Source organism: Vibrio sp. R15-SG3-ISO1A, assembly GCF_059833955.1.
The window spans coordinates 25,019-39,426 of record NZ_JCBDGH010000010.1; the positions used below are offsets into that span (position 1 = coordinate 25,019).

Annotated in this window: 13 protein-coding genes and 1 pseudogene; 8 read left to right on the forward strand and 6 right to left on the reverse strand. The window is 49.0% G+C overall.

Annotation, left to right across the window (positions count from 1 at the left end; translation table 11 throughout):
- Positions 1-19 precede the first annotated feature (19 nt).
- Complete coding sequence (locus AC6R0L_RS00710; RefSeq protein WP_500627934.1) at positions 20-592, forward strand: DNA-3-methyladenine glycosylase I; 573 nt, start codon at positions 20-22, stop codon at positions 590-592.
- Positions 593-863: 271 nt separating this feature from the next.
- Here the strand turns inward: AC6R0L_RS00710 and AC6R0L_RS00715 are convergent.
- Positions 864-977: pseudogene (locus tag AC6R0L_RS00715) on the reverse strand (LysR family transcriptional regulator); the annotation flags it as partial.
- Positions 978-1,247: 270 nt separating this feature from the next.
- Here AC6R0L_RS00715 and AC6R0L_RS00720 point away from each other — a divergent pair.
- The 4 genes from AC6R0L_RS00720 to AC6R0L_RS00735 all read left to right on the forward strand — a co-directional run bounded on the left by AC6R0L_RS00720 (position 1,248) and on the right by AC6R0L_RS00735 (position 4,897).
- A complete protein-coding gene (locus tag AC6R0L_RS00720; protein WP_500626889.1) occupies positions 1,248-2,156 on the forward strand; it encodes a siderophore ABC transporter substrate-binding protein in 909 nt (302 codons plus the stop codon).
- Positions 2,157-2,225: 69 nt separating this feature from the next.
- Positions 2,226-3,182: an ABC transporter permease gene (locus AC6R0L_RS00725; RefSeq protein WP_500627935.1), complete on the forward strand. Its 957-nt coding sequence runs from the start codon at positions 2,226-2,228 to the stop codon at positions 3,180-3,182.
- The gene (locus AC6R0L_RS00730; RefSeq protein WP_500627936.1) at positions 3,175-4,125 is read left to right on the forward strand and encodes an iron chelate uptake ABC transporter family permease subunit; all 951 of its coding nucleotides are present in this window, start codon (positions 3,175-3,177) and stop codon (positions 4,123-4,125) included. The genes AC6R0L_RS00725 and AC6R0L_RS00730 overlap by 8 nt, the downstream gene beginning before the upstream one ends.
- 10 nt (positions 4,126-4,135) lie before the next feature.
- A complete protein-coding gene (locus AC6R0L_RS00735) occupies positions 4,136-4,897 on the forward strand; it encodes an iron ABC transporter ATP-binding protein (RefSeq protein ID WP_487902069.1) in 762 nt (253 codons plus the stop codon).
- A gap of 87 nt (positions 4,898-4,984) precedes the next feature.
- On the opposite strand, the gene AC6R0L_RS00740 is transcribed toward AC6R0L_RS00735, so the two are convergent.
- Positions 4,985-6,187 (reverse strand): cystathionine beta-lyase, encoded by a 1,203-nt coding sequence (locus tag AC6R0L_RS00740; RefSeq protein WP_500626886.1) that lies wholly within the window; start codon positions 6,185-6,187, stop codon positions 4,985-4,987.
- Positions 6,188-6,264: 77 nt separating this feature from the next.
- Positions 6,265-7,719, reverse strand: a complete 1,455-nt coding sequence (gene cls, locus AC6R0L_RS00745) for a cardiolipin synthase (protein ID WP_500627937.1) — start codon at positions 7,717-7,719, stop codon at positions 6,265-6,267.
- Between the two features lie 422 nt (positions 7,720-8,141).
- On the opposite strand from cls, the gene AC6R0L_RS00750 reads away from it, so the two are divergent.
- The 3 genes from AC6R0L_RS00750 to AC6R0L_RS00760 all read left to right on the forward strand — a co-directional run bounded on the left by AC6R0L_RS00750 (position 8,142) and on the right by AC6R0L_RS00760 (position 11,330).
- Positions 8,142-9,569: a sodium-dependent transporter gene (locus AC6R0L_RS00750; RefSeq protein WP_500626884.1), complete on the forward strand. Its 1,428-nt coding sequence runs from the start codon at positions 8,142-8,144 to the stop codon at positions 9,567-9,569.
- Between the two features lie 107 nt (positions 9,570-9,676).
- Positions 9,677-10,369: a TIGR01621 family pseudouridine synthase gene (locus AC6R0L_RS00755; RefSeq protein ID WP_500627938.1), complete on the forward strand. Its 693-nt coding sequence runs from the start codon at positions 9,677-9,679 to the stop codon at positions 10,367-10,369.
- Between the two features lie 28 nt (positions 10,370-10,397).
- Entirely contained in the window at positions 10,398-11,330 is a 933-nt protein-coding gene (locus tag AC6R0L_RS00760) for a class I SAM-dependent methyltransferase (RefSeq protein ID WP_500627939.1), read from the forward strand.
- 95 nt (positions 11,331-11,425) lie between these two features.
- Here the strand turns inward: AC6R0L_RS00760 and AC6R0L_RS00765 are convergent, their stop codons facing one another.
- From AC6R0L_RS00765 to AC6R0L_RS00775, 3 genes are read right to left on the reverse strand one after another with little or no spacing between them, the layout of a single operon-like run.
- Positions 11,426-12,040, reverse strand: a complete 615-nt coding sequence (locus AC6R0L_RS00765; RefSeq protein ID WP_500627940.1) for a CDP-alcohol phosphatidyltransferase family protein — start codon at positions 12,038-12,040, stop codon at positions 11,426-11,428.
- Between the two features lie 2 nt (positions 12,041-12,042).
- Positions 12,043-12,681 (reverse strand): ATP-binding cassette domain-containing protein, encoded by a 639-nt coding sequence (locus AC6R0L_RS00770; protein WP_500627941.1) that lies wholly within the window; start codon positions 12,679-12,681, stop codon positions 12,043-12,045.
- Positions 12,647-14,389 (reverse strand): ABC transporter permease, encoded by a 1,743-nt coding sequence (locus tag AC6R0L_RS00775; RefSeq protein ID WP_500627942.1) that lies wholly within the window; start codon positions 14,387-14,389, stop codon positions 12,647-12,649. The genes AC6R0L_RS00770 and AC6R0L_RS00775 overlap by 35 nt, the downstream gene beginning before the upstream one ends.
- Positions 14,390-14,408: the final 19 nt, after the last annotated feature.

Sequence of the window (14,408 nt, forward strand, 5' to 3'; positions counted from 1 at the left end):
ACCAAAAAAAGGAGAGCGCATGCAACGGTGCCGTTGGGTGGATGAATCAAAGCCAGATTACGTGGCTTATCATGACAATGAATGGGGCGTGCCTGTCCATGATGATAAGGTGTTGTTTGAATTTTTAATCCTCGAGTCCGCGCAGGCAGGGTTGAGTTGGTACACCATCTTAAAGCGTCGCGAGGGTTATCGCCGTGCGTTTGCTGGCTTTGACCCGCAGAAGGTCGCACAGTTTGATGCCAAAAAGGTTGAAGAACTGATGCAAGACGCCAGCATTATCCGCCACCAGCCGAAAATTGAAGCAGCAATTAACAACGCTCAGCGCTTTCTTGAGGTGCAAAAGGAGTTTGGCTCATTCAGTGCGTTTATTTGGGGATACGTCCAAGGGGTGCCCGTCGATAATCGCAGTGAAGAGCGTCTCCCTGTGGCCACCACGCCATTGTCTGATCAACTGTCTAAAGAGATGAAAAAGCGTGGATTTAAGTTCTTGGGAAGTACGACGCTTTATGCGTATTTGCAAGCGGTTGGGGTAGTCTTCGATCATGATTTGGACTGTTTCTGCCGAGAGAAAACCACGATTCAACAGGCATAAGCCAAGTGAACTCAGTAACGTACAAAAGTGAACTGAGTAACGTAAATAAGCAAAGGGGCTATCGAGCCCCTTTATCGTATCGGTATACTTTTAACGTTTCGTTTGTTGCTCCGCAAGATGAAACTTTGGTGTGCAATTCGAGCTAGCAACAATCACACAAAACGATCACTCAAGGGATCAGAAGTTGGCCGTCAGTCCCACGTACCAAGAGCGAGGGTCGACGCTATAACCGCGCTGCGTCATGTCCAAATCGTCATATTGTTCAATGCGCGCTGACGCTGGGTTGGCTCATATGGAGGGTCAGTGCGGTATTGGAGACGTGTTTTTCCTCCAGCAGGTGTTTCAAAATCACCCTCAAGTTTAAGTCAACCTTATCTAAATTCATTTTCTGCATAACCAGTATGGAAACTATCCTATTGACGGATTGATATTAGCTGATATTCTCAACCATAATCAAGAATCATTCTTGTTACTATTTGCGATATGACCATTTAGCTGCCAACTATTGGTGAGAAGAATGATTCAATATCTGAATATGGAACAACACCTTAAACGTGGTGATGTCGTGAATCCTCAGTGATACATCCTGTCATTGAGTGTGGTTAGGTAAAGGTGGAACCTCCGTATGGCAAGGCTTAAGGCTTTTTCTTTAAACATGGTATTTTCTTGGAACATCGTATTGGGTTGTGCAGTTGCGCTGGCAAGTACATGGGCAAGTGCGAAAACAATCGAACACAATTTGGGTAGCATTGAGATTGAAGGTCAGCCCAAACGCGTGGTGGTGCTTAGTTACGGCGCATTGGATTTGCTCGATGAGTTGAATGTTGAAGTGGTGGGTGTGGTGAAGCAACTGATCCCAGAGCACCTTAGTCAATACCAAGCGGAGCAATATGCGTCGCTGGGCAGTTTGAAAGAACCAAATTTTGAAGCCATTTACATGGCGAAACCGGATTTGATCATTGCTGAAGGGCGCCAAGCGGAAATGTACTCTGCTTTGTCTGACATCGCGCCGACCTATATGTACCAAATTGACAGTGCGGATTACTGGACAACGACGCAGCATCACTGGCGTGTGATGGGGGATGTGTTTGGTCAATCCGAGCGTGTTGAGCAGATGATCGCAGACGTGCAAGCGCAGTTTGATGCCGTCGCGAAGAAAGCACAGTCTGGTGAGTTCAGCGCGTTGACCGTGATGAACAATGGCAATCGCATTTCTATGTTTGGTCGTCAAAGTCGTTTCTCGATTGTGTATGACGAGTTTGGTTTCCATACCAACGAAAGCAAAAATGTCGAGACCGTCGCTGCGACACACGGCAACTTGATCTCCTTTGAATACATCGCTGACGCCAAACCGGATGTAATGTTTATCCTTGATAGACAACAGGCGATTGGCGCGGGCAATAATGTCTCTAAACAGCTGTTTGATAATGCTTTGGTCAACAACACACCGGCCGCCCAGCACGACCGCATAGTGTTTTTGGACCCTGCTGCGTGGTACTTGACCGCAGGGGGATACCACTCAACGCAAACCATGGTGGCCGACGTCGAAAAAGTGTTCCACTGAGCCTCTGACGTTTAAATTTTATCATTGAGACAGCGACGGATGGTGTCGGCCATCCGTCTACCTTATGTAATGAATAACAAAATTATCTTCGCAATACTTGGTTTGTGCACACTGAGTATTGCTTCTTTATTTGTGGGTGTGGCGACGATCAATTTGTCGTCTCTGATGGTTGGTGACAGTCACACGCTCGACATCATTGTGACCAGTCGGCTGCCAAGGCTGTTGGCGATAGGGCTTGCGGGCGCAGGGCTTAGTGTGGCGGGTTTGATCATGCAGCAGATTGTTCAAAACCGCTTTGCTGCCCCGTCGACCACGGGGACAGTTGACTGCGCTATGCTCGGCTACATTATCGGACTAGTGCTGTTCTCCGAGGCGCAAAGCTGGCTGCATCTCACCATCATTATGAGTTTTGCTCTGCTTGGAACGCTGATCTTTGTCCGTTTTATTCAAAAGCTGAAATTTAAGAACGCTATGCTGGTGCCATTGATTGGGATCATGTACGGCAATGTCGTCTCCTCAATGACAACTTTTATTGCTTACAAATACGATTTGGTGCAAACCCTAGGCTCATGGACAGTGGCCAATTTCGCGTCCGTTCTCAAAGGCAATTATGAAGTGCTCTATCTTGCTGTCCCGACGTCGATCTTGGCCTACCTCTACGCGAGTCGGTTTAGCGCGGCGAGCATTGGGGAGAGCTTTGCGAGAAATATCGGTCTCAACTATCAACGAATCGTCACTGTGGGCGTACTGCTGGTGGCGGTGTTGTCCTCTTCTGTGGTGATGATCGTCGGTGTGATTCCCTTTCTAGGTTTGATTGTACCGAATGTGGTGTCACTGTTTATGGGCGATAACATGCGCCGCAATCTCCCCTGGACAGCGTATTGGGGGGTGTTGCTTGTGCTGATCTGTGATGTGCTAGGACGAGTGATCATTTTCCCTTATGAGGTACCGATTTCTATGATCATCAGCATCCTAGGCGGAGCCATTTTCGTGACACTGATTCTAAGGGATAAGAGCAATGCGTAATGGCGTAAAAATGGCGTTGCTGACGGTCTTGTCACTGCTGTTTATCGGTTACTTTTTGGGGAAAGGGCTGACCGTCGACAACTATCAGTTTTTCTTGTCGCGTCGCATCCCTAAAGTGCTGGCGATTGTGATTGCGGCGGTGGCGATTGCCTCCTCGTCTTTGGTGTTTCAGACCATCACCAACAATCGAATCCTCACCCCCAGTATTCTCGGCTTCGACTCGCTGTATGTGATGATTCAGGTCTTGCTGGTGGTGACGTTGGGCAGTATGAGTGTGTGGGTGGTGAACAGCGGCATCAACTTTTTGCTCTCCACGTCGATTATGTTGTTGCTCGCCATGACGCTGTTTGGCTTTTACTTCAAAAAGGCGCAGCGAAACCTGTTTACCTTGCTGCTGATTGGCGTGGTGTTGAGCAGTCTATTTAGCAGCGTCACCGGCTTCTTCACTATGATTGTCGATCCCGATGAATTTATCATGATTCAGGGGTCTATGTTCGCGAGTTTCAATAACATCAACGGTGACTTGGTCTACTGGAGTCTGTTGCCTCTCTCTTTGAGCGCGGCGTACCTCTTTTATCTCTCTCCACAGTTGGACGTTTTTTGGCTTGGAGAGGCGAACGCGAAAAGTCTCGGTGTCGATACCCAAAAGCTGACGATGAGGGTGATGTTTGCCATCACCATTTTGGTTTCCATTTCCACAGTGTTGGTCGGTCCGGTGCTGTTTTTTGGTCTGATAGTGGTGGCACTGACGCGCGAGTTGTTTCGCGCCTATCAGCATCGAGTGTTACTGGTTGGTGCCAGTTTGCTGTCGATTGTCATGTTGGTAGGTGGGCAGTGGATGGTTGAGAACCTATTAGATTTTCAAACCACGATTAGTGTCATCATCAACTTTGTCGGTGGTGCCTATTTCTTAATGTTGTTGAGCAGAGAAAAACTCAGTTAAGGCGAGCAAAATGATTACCATCCGTGGATTAAGTAAACAATACGACGAACAGTATGTGGTCAATAATGCTGACGCTTTGTTCCCTCTCGGGGAGGTGACGAGCATTATCGGCCCAAATGGGGCGGGAAAAAGTACGCTGCTTGCTATGGCGAGCCGCTTGACGGACAGTGATGCTGGAACGGTTGTGATTGGCGACAAGCCACTCAATCAATGGGAAACCCAGGAGCTTGCTAAGCATCTTGCAGTGCTGCGCCAATCCAACAACATTAATATGCGATTTACGGTGCGTGAGTTGGTCGCCTTTGGCCGTTTCCCCTACTCACAAGGACGCTTGACCAAAGCGGATCAGTCGGTCATTGACGATGCGTTGGCGCAATTGGAGATCACTGATATTCAAGATCGTTTTATCGATCAGTTGTCAGGCGGGCAACGCCAGATGGCGTTCATCGCTATGGTCGTCGCTCAAGATACCGACTACGTATTTTTAGACGAGCCACTGAACAACCTCGACATCAAACACTCGGTCGATATGATGCAGTCATTGAAGCGTCTCGCGCATAAAAATAACAAAGCGATTGTGATTGTGATTCACGATATCAATTTCGCTTCCTGCTATTCGGATAACATTATTGCGATGAAAAAGGGGCATGTGGTGAAAAGCGGCCCAACGCAGGAAGTGATTCAAGAGTCGGTATTAAGTGATATTTACGAGCTGCCTTTCACGATTCGTGAAGTCGATGGCAATCGTATTTGTATGTATTACCAAGGATGACACTCTTAGTGAATCACTCTCGCTGCATCATCCATAAAACAAAAGCGCCTTCGTGGCGCTTTTGTCATATTGGCTGTTTGGTATTTGTCACTGAGCCGCTTTTTCGGCAATGAGAGCATTGTAGCGCTGAAAACCCGCCTCCAGATCGGCCAACAGATCGTCAACGTCTTCAAGACCAATGTGGACACGAATCAAGGTGCCAGTGAAGTTCGGGTTGGCTACCGTGCGTAAACTGTTAAAACTCTTTGGCTCGTTGGCTAAAATCAAACTTTCAAATCCACCCCATGAGTAGCCCATACTGAAATGCGTCATTCCATCGAGTAGGGCGGTGGTGGCTCTTGGGTAACTGGTTTTGAGTACAAAGGAAAACAACCCGTTGCCGCCGGTAAAGTCACGGGCAAAAAACTCATGACCCGGACAGGTATCGAGCGCAGGGTGGCGAACGTGATCCACTTCTGGACGATTGGCCAGCCACTGGGCGACTTTCAGACTGTTCTGCGCATGCTGTTTTAGTCTCACATCCAGCGTGCGAATGCCGCGCAGACCCAGATACGCATCATCCGGCGAGACACATTGCCCCATCAAATAGCTTTGCTCACGTAACTGATCCCAGTGCTTTTCATTTGCCACCGCGGTACCTAGCATGACGTCCGAGTGACCAACGATGTATTTGGTTGCCGCCTGAATCGAAATGTCGACCCCATGTTCAAACGGTGAGAAGTGGACGCCCGCTGACCAAGTGTTGTCGAGCATCACAATGATATCGTGTTTATGCGCAATTTCGGCGAGAGTCGGGACATCCTGCACTTCCATGGTGATTGAGCCTGGAGACTCGAGAAACAGCACTTTGGTGTTAGGTTGGATAAGTGATTCGATCTCTTCGCCGATCATAGGGTCAAAGTAGGTCGTCGAGACGCCCATCTTCTTCATGATGGTGTTACAGAAATCACGTGTCGGTTCGTAACAGGTATCCACCATAAGAATATGATCGCCAGTCTCGACAAAAGAGAGGATCGCGTTGGAGATGGCGGCCGTACCACAGGGGAACAGCGCACACCCTGCGCCACCTTCAATCTCAACCATCGCATCTTGAAAGGCAAAATGGGTGTGAGTACCACGACGACCATAGAAGAGGGTTTTGTTCGCGCGGTTGACCATGGCGTGATGTTTTTCCGCAACGGTGTCGAACACCACGGTTGAGGCGCGTTGCACGGGTGGGTTGACCACGCCGTTGGTCCATTTTTTGTCACGACCTGCGGTGACGAATTTTGTTTGTTTGCCCTCTGACATCTTAAGTCCTTGTCTTTGCTGCGTTGCCAATGAAACGAACCTCTATTTAAAACATGGCGAGCGGCAATGATCAAGCCTTATAACAGTGGGTTAAATAAGTAGAAGACACGCTCTAGGAAGCGGGAATAGAGAGAGCGCTCGTTCCACTGCTCTAACTCCACCTTATAGGCACTCTCGATGTAGCTTTGCTGTAACCAATACATCTCTTTAGTAAACGCCACGTCATCGATGGCGAGGGTCAACTCGAAGTTAAGCCATAAGCTGCGCATGTCCATATTGACGGTGCCAACCAAACAGAATTGCTCATCAATCACGACCGATTTGGTGTGCAATAACCCGCCATAGAACTCAAAAATCTCCACACCCGCTTGCATCAATTCAGCGTAGAAACCGCGTGACGCCCACTGCACCATCAGTGAGTCATTTTTGTGTGGAATGATGAGTTCTACTTTGACGCCTCGCTGAGCGGTCATTTTCAAGGTTTCCAACAAATCGGCGCTCGGGACGAAGTAAGGCGTCGTAATGCGCACGGATTGGTTGGCTTGATTGATCGCCAAGGTTAAAACTTGGGAGATCAAATGCTCAGGCATCCCGGGACCAGAAGGGACCACTTGCACAGGGTGCTGGGTCTGCCTGTCATCTATTCGGCATTCTGGAATGGAGGGTAAGCTGCGCTGGCCGGTTTCCACTTCCCAATCCCAGCAATGGATGGCAGAGAGGACATTGACGGTGGGGCCAGTGATGCGGATCATGATGTCGATCCACTGACCGACACCGGAATCTTGTTTGAAATGGGCAGGATCGACCAGATTCATCGAACCGGTATACGCCACTTTTTCATCAATAACGATGATCTTGCGATGTTGGCGCAAATCGAGGCGACGCAGAAAAATACGCCACGGGCTCACTTCGAGCGCCTGAACCACCTCGACGCCCGCTTGTTTCAACATGGTGTGCCAATCACTGCTAAAAAAGCGCGGGCTGCCTGCAGAATCGAGCAACACTTTGACATCGACGCCTCGCTTTGCCGCGCGAATAAGGGCAGAGGCGACAGAGTCGGCGAGCCCACCGGGGTGCCAGATGTAAAACACCATTCGAATGCTCGATTGAGCGTGTTCGATATCCTCTATGATGGAGCGCAATATCTCATTGGGTGAACTCTGCAGAGATAATGAGTTGCCTGATAAGGCGGGCAAACCGAGGCGATTATTGCACAGTTCGTCAATGCGGGTGATGTGGCGGCCAAACATCTCAGGGGAGTGTGCATGGCAATCATTGAGTTTTGAGAACCAAGTTGCAAAGGGAGCGAGCATCTCTTTCGCCCGTTCGGCGCGTTTTCTACCTAAGTTAAGTTCGCCAAATAAGAAATAGCACCCAACGCCCACCACGGGAAGAATATAAATGATCATCAACCACGCTAACGACACGCTGACAGCGCGCCGCTTATGGACGACACGAAGCGTGACGCCAGCAACAAGTATCCAATAGAGTACGATCCCCGCGAGGGTGAGGAACTGGTAAAATTTATCCATCAATTAACCTAAGACTGCAATAGCTTGTCCATCTTACTTCGAGCCCCGTTTTCCAACAAGCGTTTGAAAGTTTGCAATGGATACAAATGCATAACATTTATGAATGTGTAATACGGTAGAAAACGGGCTATATACCAGACTGGTTTCGTATAGCGAAACAGAACGATTGTGTTAGAGAATTGTAAAACGAAGACACAAGCATGCGCGCTAGGTCAAAAAAGCAGCATTTAACTGCGCAGGTTACAAATATGTTGGTAATTTGTACTTGGCAGGGCTTCCAATTTTACTGGTAAACTGGTTTACTTACCACAACGTTAGCGTCACTCAAAATTCTTAAAAGTGTAAAAAATAATATACACATAACTTTTAAAGACGCCTAACAGAAGCATACACAACATCAATCAAGTTTTAATGGAGTAACCGTGGCTACATCAAGTTCATCAGCCCGTGATACGTGGGGGTCTAAATTAGGCTTCATCATGGCCGCAGCAGGTTCTGCTGTTGGTTTGGGTAACATCTGGAAGTTTCCTTATACTGCTGGGGAAAGCGGCGGCGGCGCGTTCGTTGCGATTTACCTAGTGTTCGTTATTGTTATCGGTTTCAGCGTCATGCTGACAGAATTTGCGATCGGTCGTAAGACTGGTCTTTCTGCGGTTGGCGCGTTCAAGTCAACGGACCGTCGCTGGGCCTTTACCGGCGTATTGGGTGTGTTCAGTGGTCTATTGATCATGGGCTTCTACCCAGTCGTTGGTGGTTGGGCGTTAGCGTACGTGTTTAAAGTCGGTGGTGGTCTACTGAGCACACCGGACGCGATTGGCAGCAGCTTTGGTGGTTTCATCTCTGATCCTGTTCAGCCTCTCCTTTGGATGGCGGTTTACCTTTTCCTAAACATCATGATCGTTATCAAAGGTATCTCTGGTGGTATCGAAAAAGCAGGCAAAATTCTTATGCCGTTGCTTTTCTTAATCCTCATCGTGGTTTCGGTACGTGGTCTTATGCTACCAGGTGCGACAGCGGGTCTGGAGTTCCTATTTAGCCCTGATTTCTCGAAAGTTGACAGCAACGTAGTACTTGCCGCACTAGGTCAAGCGTTCTTCTCGCTCAGCTTGGGTATGGGTGCAATGCTGACGTACGGCTCTTATTTGAAGAAGAAAGAGAATCTAGTACAGAACACGGCTATCGTTACTGCGATGGACACCGGTGTTGCTATCCTTGCCGGTATCGCCATGTTCCCAGCAATGTTCGCTTTCGGTATGGAGCCAGCAGCGGGCCCAGGTCTAGTATTTGTCGTTGTACCTCAACTGTTTGCTGAAATGGGTGGTGTCGTAGGTCTATTGCTTGCTTTGGCGTTCTTCATTGGTCTAACAGTGGCGGCTTTGACTTCTTCCGTTTCTCTACTTGAAGTGGTTGTGTCTTACCTTATCGATGAAAAAGGTCTGAAGCGTTCAACAGCGGTAATTGGTTCAGGCGCTGTAATGGCGACACTATGTATCATCGCATCGCTTTCTCTTGGTGGCGTTGGTCCTACACTGTTTGATACTGGTGCGTTCGATATCTTCGATCTACTAACGGATAAAATCTTCCTAGCAGTAGGTGGTATGTTGATCTGTATCTTCGCAGGCTGGAGACTGAACCGTGACGATCTGAAGAAAGAAATCACCAACGATGGTGAAGTGTCTTTCCCACTCTTCGGTCTATGGTACAACCTAGTGAAATTCGTTATCCCTGTTGCTATCGCGATTGTTGCCTTCATGGGTATCAAATCTGGCTTTGATAGCGGTAAAGGCGAAATCATGCTGCTGGGTATCGGTATCATCGTATTGGCGGGTATCTTCTCTAAGAAGTTGTAATCGCTAAGCGTTGACCTGATAAACAAAAACCTCCCTCTGGGAGGTTTTTTGCTATTTCGCTTTCGCCTCAAATCGGTATACTCGCCTTTCCAAGTAAAGGCCCATCTATGTTTGATATTCTACACACTCACCCAGACTTTCTTATCATCAACAAACACCCCGGTGTCTCTGTACACAAAGACGACGGTGATACGCTGCTTCTGCAAGCTATCGCGAGTATCTCGGGGGATGACAAACTCTATCTTATCCATCGCCTTGACAAGATGACCTCCGGGTTATTGCTTCTAGGTAGAAACAGTCAGGCCGCGAGTGAGCTATCAGCGCTGTTTGCGAAACGAACGGTGAGTAAGTTTTATCTGGCAATCGGCAGCAAAAAACCAAAAAAGAAACAGGGATTGATCAGTGGTGATATGGCGCGATCGCGCCGAGCAAGTTGGAAGTTAATCAATACACAGTGTAACCCTGCGCTGACACAGTTTTTCTCTGCCGCGGCGATGCCTGGCGAGCGTCTGTTTTTGTGTAAGCCACATACTGGAAAAACTCATCAGATTCGGGTAGCGCTAAAATCTATTGGCTCGGCCATTGTGGGTGATCCAATCTATAATGCCAGCTCTAAAGCCGATAGAGGCTATTTACACGCGTTTGCGCTCGGCTTTGACTATCAAGGTGAGCGCTACCAGTTTGTCTGTGACCCACGCGAGTACGAGACGCTGGGGAATAAATGGCGTGAGGCACCAGTATCACAAAGTATCGACGCTTGGTTGACGCCTTGGACACTCAACTGGCCAACCATTAAATAACGGCAAATCAAATAACGGATAACGACCTATGCAATTACTGCCCATTGAATCATTGATCACACAGTTGACCCATGCGTTGTCAGAAGCGAGCGATGAAGTTCGACGTCTATTTCACGGTCGCGGACGTCAGTATGAAGGGCTAGAGCAAATCACCTGTGATTGGGTCAATGGTCAGTTGATGGTGAACCTGTTTAAACCTGTCAGCGACGAGAGTTTGCAGGCACTTAAAGCGGCGCTTATCGCCATGACCGAGCGCGATATTTGGCGTGAAAAATGCGGGCGTTCAGTGGTGATTCAACACCGATACAGTGAAGGTGCGCCTACGGAAGTGTTGTTCGGTGAGTTAGACCGTCACCCTGTGGTGGTGGAATCTGGACTGAAGTATCAGCTCGATATTGGTCGAAATCAAAACTTCGGGTTGTTTCTCGATATGCGCTTTGGCCGAGATTGGGTCAAAGCGAACGCGCGCCATAAAAACGTGCTTAACCTGTTTGCTTACACCTGTGGCTTCTCCGTCGCCGCGATAGAAGGCGGCGCCGATCAAGTGGTCAACGTCGATATGGCCAAGGCGTCATTGAGCAAGGGGCGAGATAACCACAGACTCAATGGCCACAATCTCAATCAAGTGAAGTTCTTGGCCCATGACATCTTCAAATCGTGGGGAAAAATCAAGAAAAGTGGTCCGTATGATTTAGTGATTATCGATCCACCCTCGTTTCAAAAAGGCAGTTTCGCACTGACGAAAGATTACCAAAAGATTTTGCGTCGCTTGCCCGATTTATTGGCGCAAGACGGTGAGGTGCTGGCGTGTGTCAACTCACCGCAAGTCACAAGCCAATTCCTTATTGATGGTATGCAAAGTGAGGCGCCGCAACTATCGTTTGTTGAGCGCCTAGCGAACCCGCCTGAATTTGCCGATGTCGACGATGAGGCTGCGCTGAAAGTACTGCGTTTTCGCTAACCCCCAGTCATCGAACAATAGAGTTATAGAGCGGATGTTGAAGCCTGATTTTCAGCGAGGGTTGGCAGTAAGTGGATGACTTCAAGATGCCTGCTTTATGGCGCTGATTTCAGTGTATGGAAGCCAGAATAAATCCGTGTGAAGGTGGTAAACCAGCATGCTGCGCCAAACACATAGGCTATCAGGGCAAAGTGTTCAGGTAATAGGCAGAACAGAATAAAACAGGCGATGGTCTCTGTACCCTCCGTTAACCCACTCATGTAGTAGAGCGACTTGTGAGAGTAGATCGGGTTCTCAATACCTCGTTTACTTGCCAAAACTGCGAAGGCGAGAAAACTTGAGCCGGTGCCGATGAATGAGAAAATCAAAAAGGCTCCCGCAACGGCGTTCTGCTCTGGGTTGGCCAATACAAAACCAAATGGCACTAAAGAGTAGAACAGAAAATCGAGGCTGATATCTAAAAATCCACCCGCATCGGTGATCCCTTGTCTACGTGCCAGCGCGCCATCTAAGCCATCACAGAGTCGATTGACGACGATGAAAAACAGCGCCACATCGTAGCGAGAAACGATCAGCGCTGGCAAAGCCAAAACGCCAAGCAAAAATCCACATAGTGTGGTTTGGTTGGCCGTCACACCAAGCTTATCCAATCCCTTAGCCGCTAGGGTTAGCGGTGCACGTATCACGCGAATACTCACTTTATCGAGCATGATTATTTCCCCCAACGCCAATGCAAAATACGTCCCTCGGGCGGCACATCTTGTTCATCGTGGGTGACCAGTAGGGTAGGGATGTGCGCTTTGCTTAGCTGTGAAAACACCCAGTCACGAAACTGGACTCTAAGTTGTTGATCGAGTTTGCTAAACGGCTCATCAAGTAGCGCCAATTTAGGCTTAGCCAGCAACATGCGGATCAGGCTGACACGAGCACGCTGACCACCAGAAATATGCTCAGGATATTGGTTCGCTAACGCGTCCAAGCCGACACTCTGAAGGGCTTGCAGTGCGTCTTTTTTACGCTGCTGACCTTTAATTTGATTGGGCAGAGCAAAGGCAAGGTTTTGCCAAACATTTAGGTGAGGAAACAAGAGATCATCTTGAAATAAAATCCCTACTTCTCGCTGGTGGGCCTCGACCTGATTGAGCTCACGATCATCAAGAATGATCTCTCCTTGTGCTTGAAAGTCATCACTGAGGTGACCTGCAATCAAATTCAGTAGCGTCGACTTTCCACAGCCGCTAGGGCCCATGACACAGACGACTTCACCATTTTCTATCGTTAAATCAAGGGTATGCAGTAGTGCCTCTCCTTGTCGATTATGGATGGCGAGGTTTTTGAGATATAGCGTCATGAGTGGAATCTTCCTTTACAGCATTGGATGTGAGAGTGGCGCTTACGGCGCTTTCTGATACTCGGCGCGTTGTTCTCCGGGTGACAGCGCGGCTCAACAGCAAGGCACCACTAAAAAAGACAAAGGGGAGCAAGGCTTGCCAGATTGCGTAAATGGCGGTGACACGGCGATCAAAGCCACTGGAAAGTGCCACAGCTTCGGTGGTGATCGTCGCGATTCTACCTGCGCCGAGCATCAAGGTCGGTAAATACTGGGCGAGGCTGACACTGGCCCCCACCGCCCAAGCGTAACAGATTGCAGGAAACAGCAGTCGCGCCTTGATGGTGAAAAAGACGCTCAGTGGCGATTTGCCGAGTGACAACGCTGCCTTGGTATAGTTGAGATTGTAACTTCGCCAAGGCCCATCGAGGGCGAGGTAGACAAAAGGAAACGCAAAGAACACGTGTGCCCAGACTGTCCATACCCAGTAGAGATCACTGTTGATAGATAGTGTGACCACTTGTAAGCCGAACAAGATAGAGAGCTGTGGGATCAACATGGGCAAGGCGATGACAAATCCAGGTACATGCAAACGCGATCGCAGTCGGTACTCATGGCATACCAAGGCAGCAATTAGGGCAATGGTGGTCGCGATAAGCGCCAGCAGTAAGCTGTCGCTGATGGTTGGTAACACGTTCTGCCACTCATTGTGCCAAAATCTGCCACTCCAAGAAGTGGGCAATAAGTCCGGAAAACGCCAACGCTGTGCGACGCTCCACACCAGCATGATGGGCAGCATTGACGCGGCAAGCAGTGCACTTAGAGTGAACACAGATTTGCCAGGTAAAGCCAATCCGGCGCGGCCAGAATATTGCCAGCTTGACCAGAATTGCGTGATTGCTTTTTCAATCACGACCACAGCAAGCAGCAAACTTGATGCGATGGCAAACAGGGTAACGGCGCCTGCAGCGGCGCGAGGTAAGACGTTGAGATCAGGATCGTTAAACCACTGCCAAATCATCACTGCAAAGGTGGGCGGGTTGGTGGGTCCCAAAATCAGGCTTAAATCGACCACGGATACGCCGTAGGCGATCACGGCAAACAGAGGGAAGCGCATTTTTCTCAGCCATTGTGGTAGCACCACTTTCCACCACATTTGTGCGCACGAATATCCGAGCGAATGAGACACCTGGGCGAGCTTAGGGAGGTTAAGCTGGCCAAGTACCGGGATACTCATTAATAGTAAGAAGGGCACCTCTTTGAGTGCGAGAGCTATCGTCAGGCCTGCGGCGTAAGGGTCATGGATCAACCATGCTGCATTGTGCGTATCACTGCCCATCATCAACCATTGATTCGCCCATCGTGCCAGCAAGCCGGTCGGTGAGAAGAGAAAGGCAAAGCCAATGGCAAACGCGACGTGGGGCATCGCCAATAAGGGGGAGAGCAGCAACTCTACCTTGCGCCAATGCTTGTTCATCCACAAACTTTGTAAGATGGCAAAGGTGATGGCGCAGGCAAGATAGGTACTCACCAGTGCGCTGGTCAGGGTACTGCCGATGGCGCGTCCCACTCCCGGCCATTGCAACACAGTGTCATACGCGGCTAATGTGATTTGGTCAAAGCCGATGACCGGCATATACCCCAAAGAAGAGAGCATCACACCCAATATGCCGGGCATAATGGGCATGATGCAGATCAGTAAAACAATGAAATACGTCGCTCTAAACATCTGGCTCTCGTATTGGTTT

Bases quoted from the DNA above. Each gene is read 5' to 3' on its own strand.
- AC6R0L_RS00710 (WP_500627934.1), top strand. From the start codon at position 20: ATGCAACGGTGCCGTTGGGTGGATGAATCAAAGCCAGATTACGTGGCT.
- AC6R0L_RS00720 (WP_500626889.1), top strand. From the start codon at position 1,248: ATGGTATTTTCTTGGAACATCGTATTGGGTTGTGCAGTTGCGCTGGCA.
- AC6R0L_RS00725 (WP_500627935.1), top strand. From the start codon at position 2,226: ATGAATAACAAAATTATCTTCGCAATACTTGGTTTGTGCACACTGAGT.
- AC6R0L_RS00730 (WP_500627936.1), top strand. From the start codon at position 3,175: ATGCGTAATGGCGTAAAAATGGCGTTGCTGACGGTCTTGTCACTGCTG.
- AC6R0L_RS00735 (WP_487902069.1), top strand. From the start codon at position 4,136: ATGATTACCATCCGTGGATTAAGTAAACAATACGACGAACAGTATGTG.
- AC6R0L_RS00740 (WP_500626886.1), bottom strand. From the start codon at position 6,187: ATGTCAGAGGGCAAACAAACAAAATTCGTCACCGCAGGTCGTGACAAA.
- cls (WP_500627937.1), bottom strand. From the start codon at position 7,719: ATGGATAAATTTTACCAGTTCCTCACCCTCGCGGGGATCGTACTCTAT.
- AC6R0L_RS00755 (WP_500627938.1), top strand. From the start codon at position 9,677: ATGTTTGATATTCTACACACTCACCCAGACTTTCTTATCATCAACAAA.
- AC6R0L_RS00760 (WP_500627939.1), top strand. From the start codon at position 10,398: ATGCAATTACTGCCCATTGAATCATTGATCACACAGTTGACCCATGCG.
- AC6R0L_RS00765 (WP_500627940.1), bottom strand. From the start codon at position 12,040: ATGCTCGATAAAGTGAGTATTCGCGTGATACGTGCACCGCTAACCCTA.
- AC6R0L_RS00770 (WP_500627941.1), bottom strand. From the start codon at position 12,681: ATGACGCTATATCTCAAAAACCTCGCCATCCATAATCGACAAGGAGAG.
- AC6R0L_RS00775 (WP_500627942.1), bottom strand. From the start codon at position 14,389: ATGTTTAGAGCGACGTATTTCATTGTTTTACTGATCTGCATCATGCCC.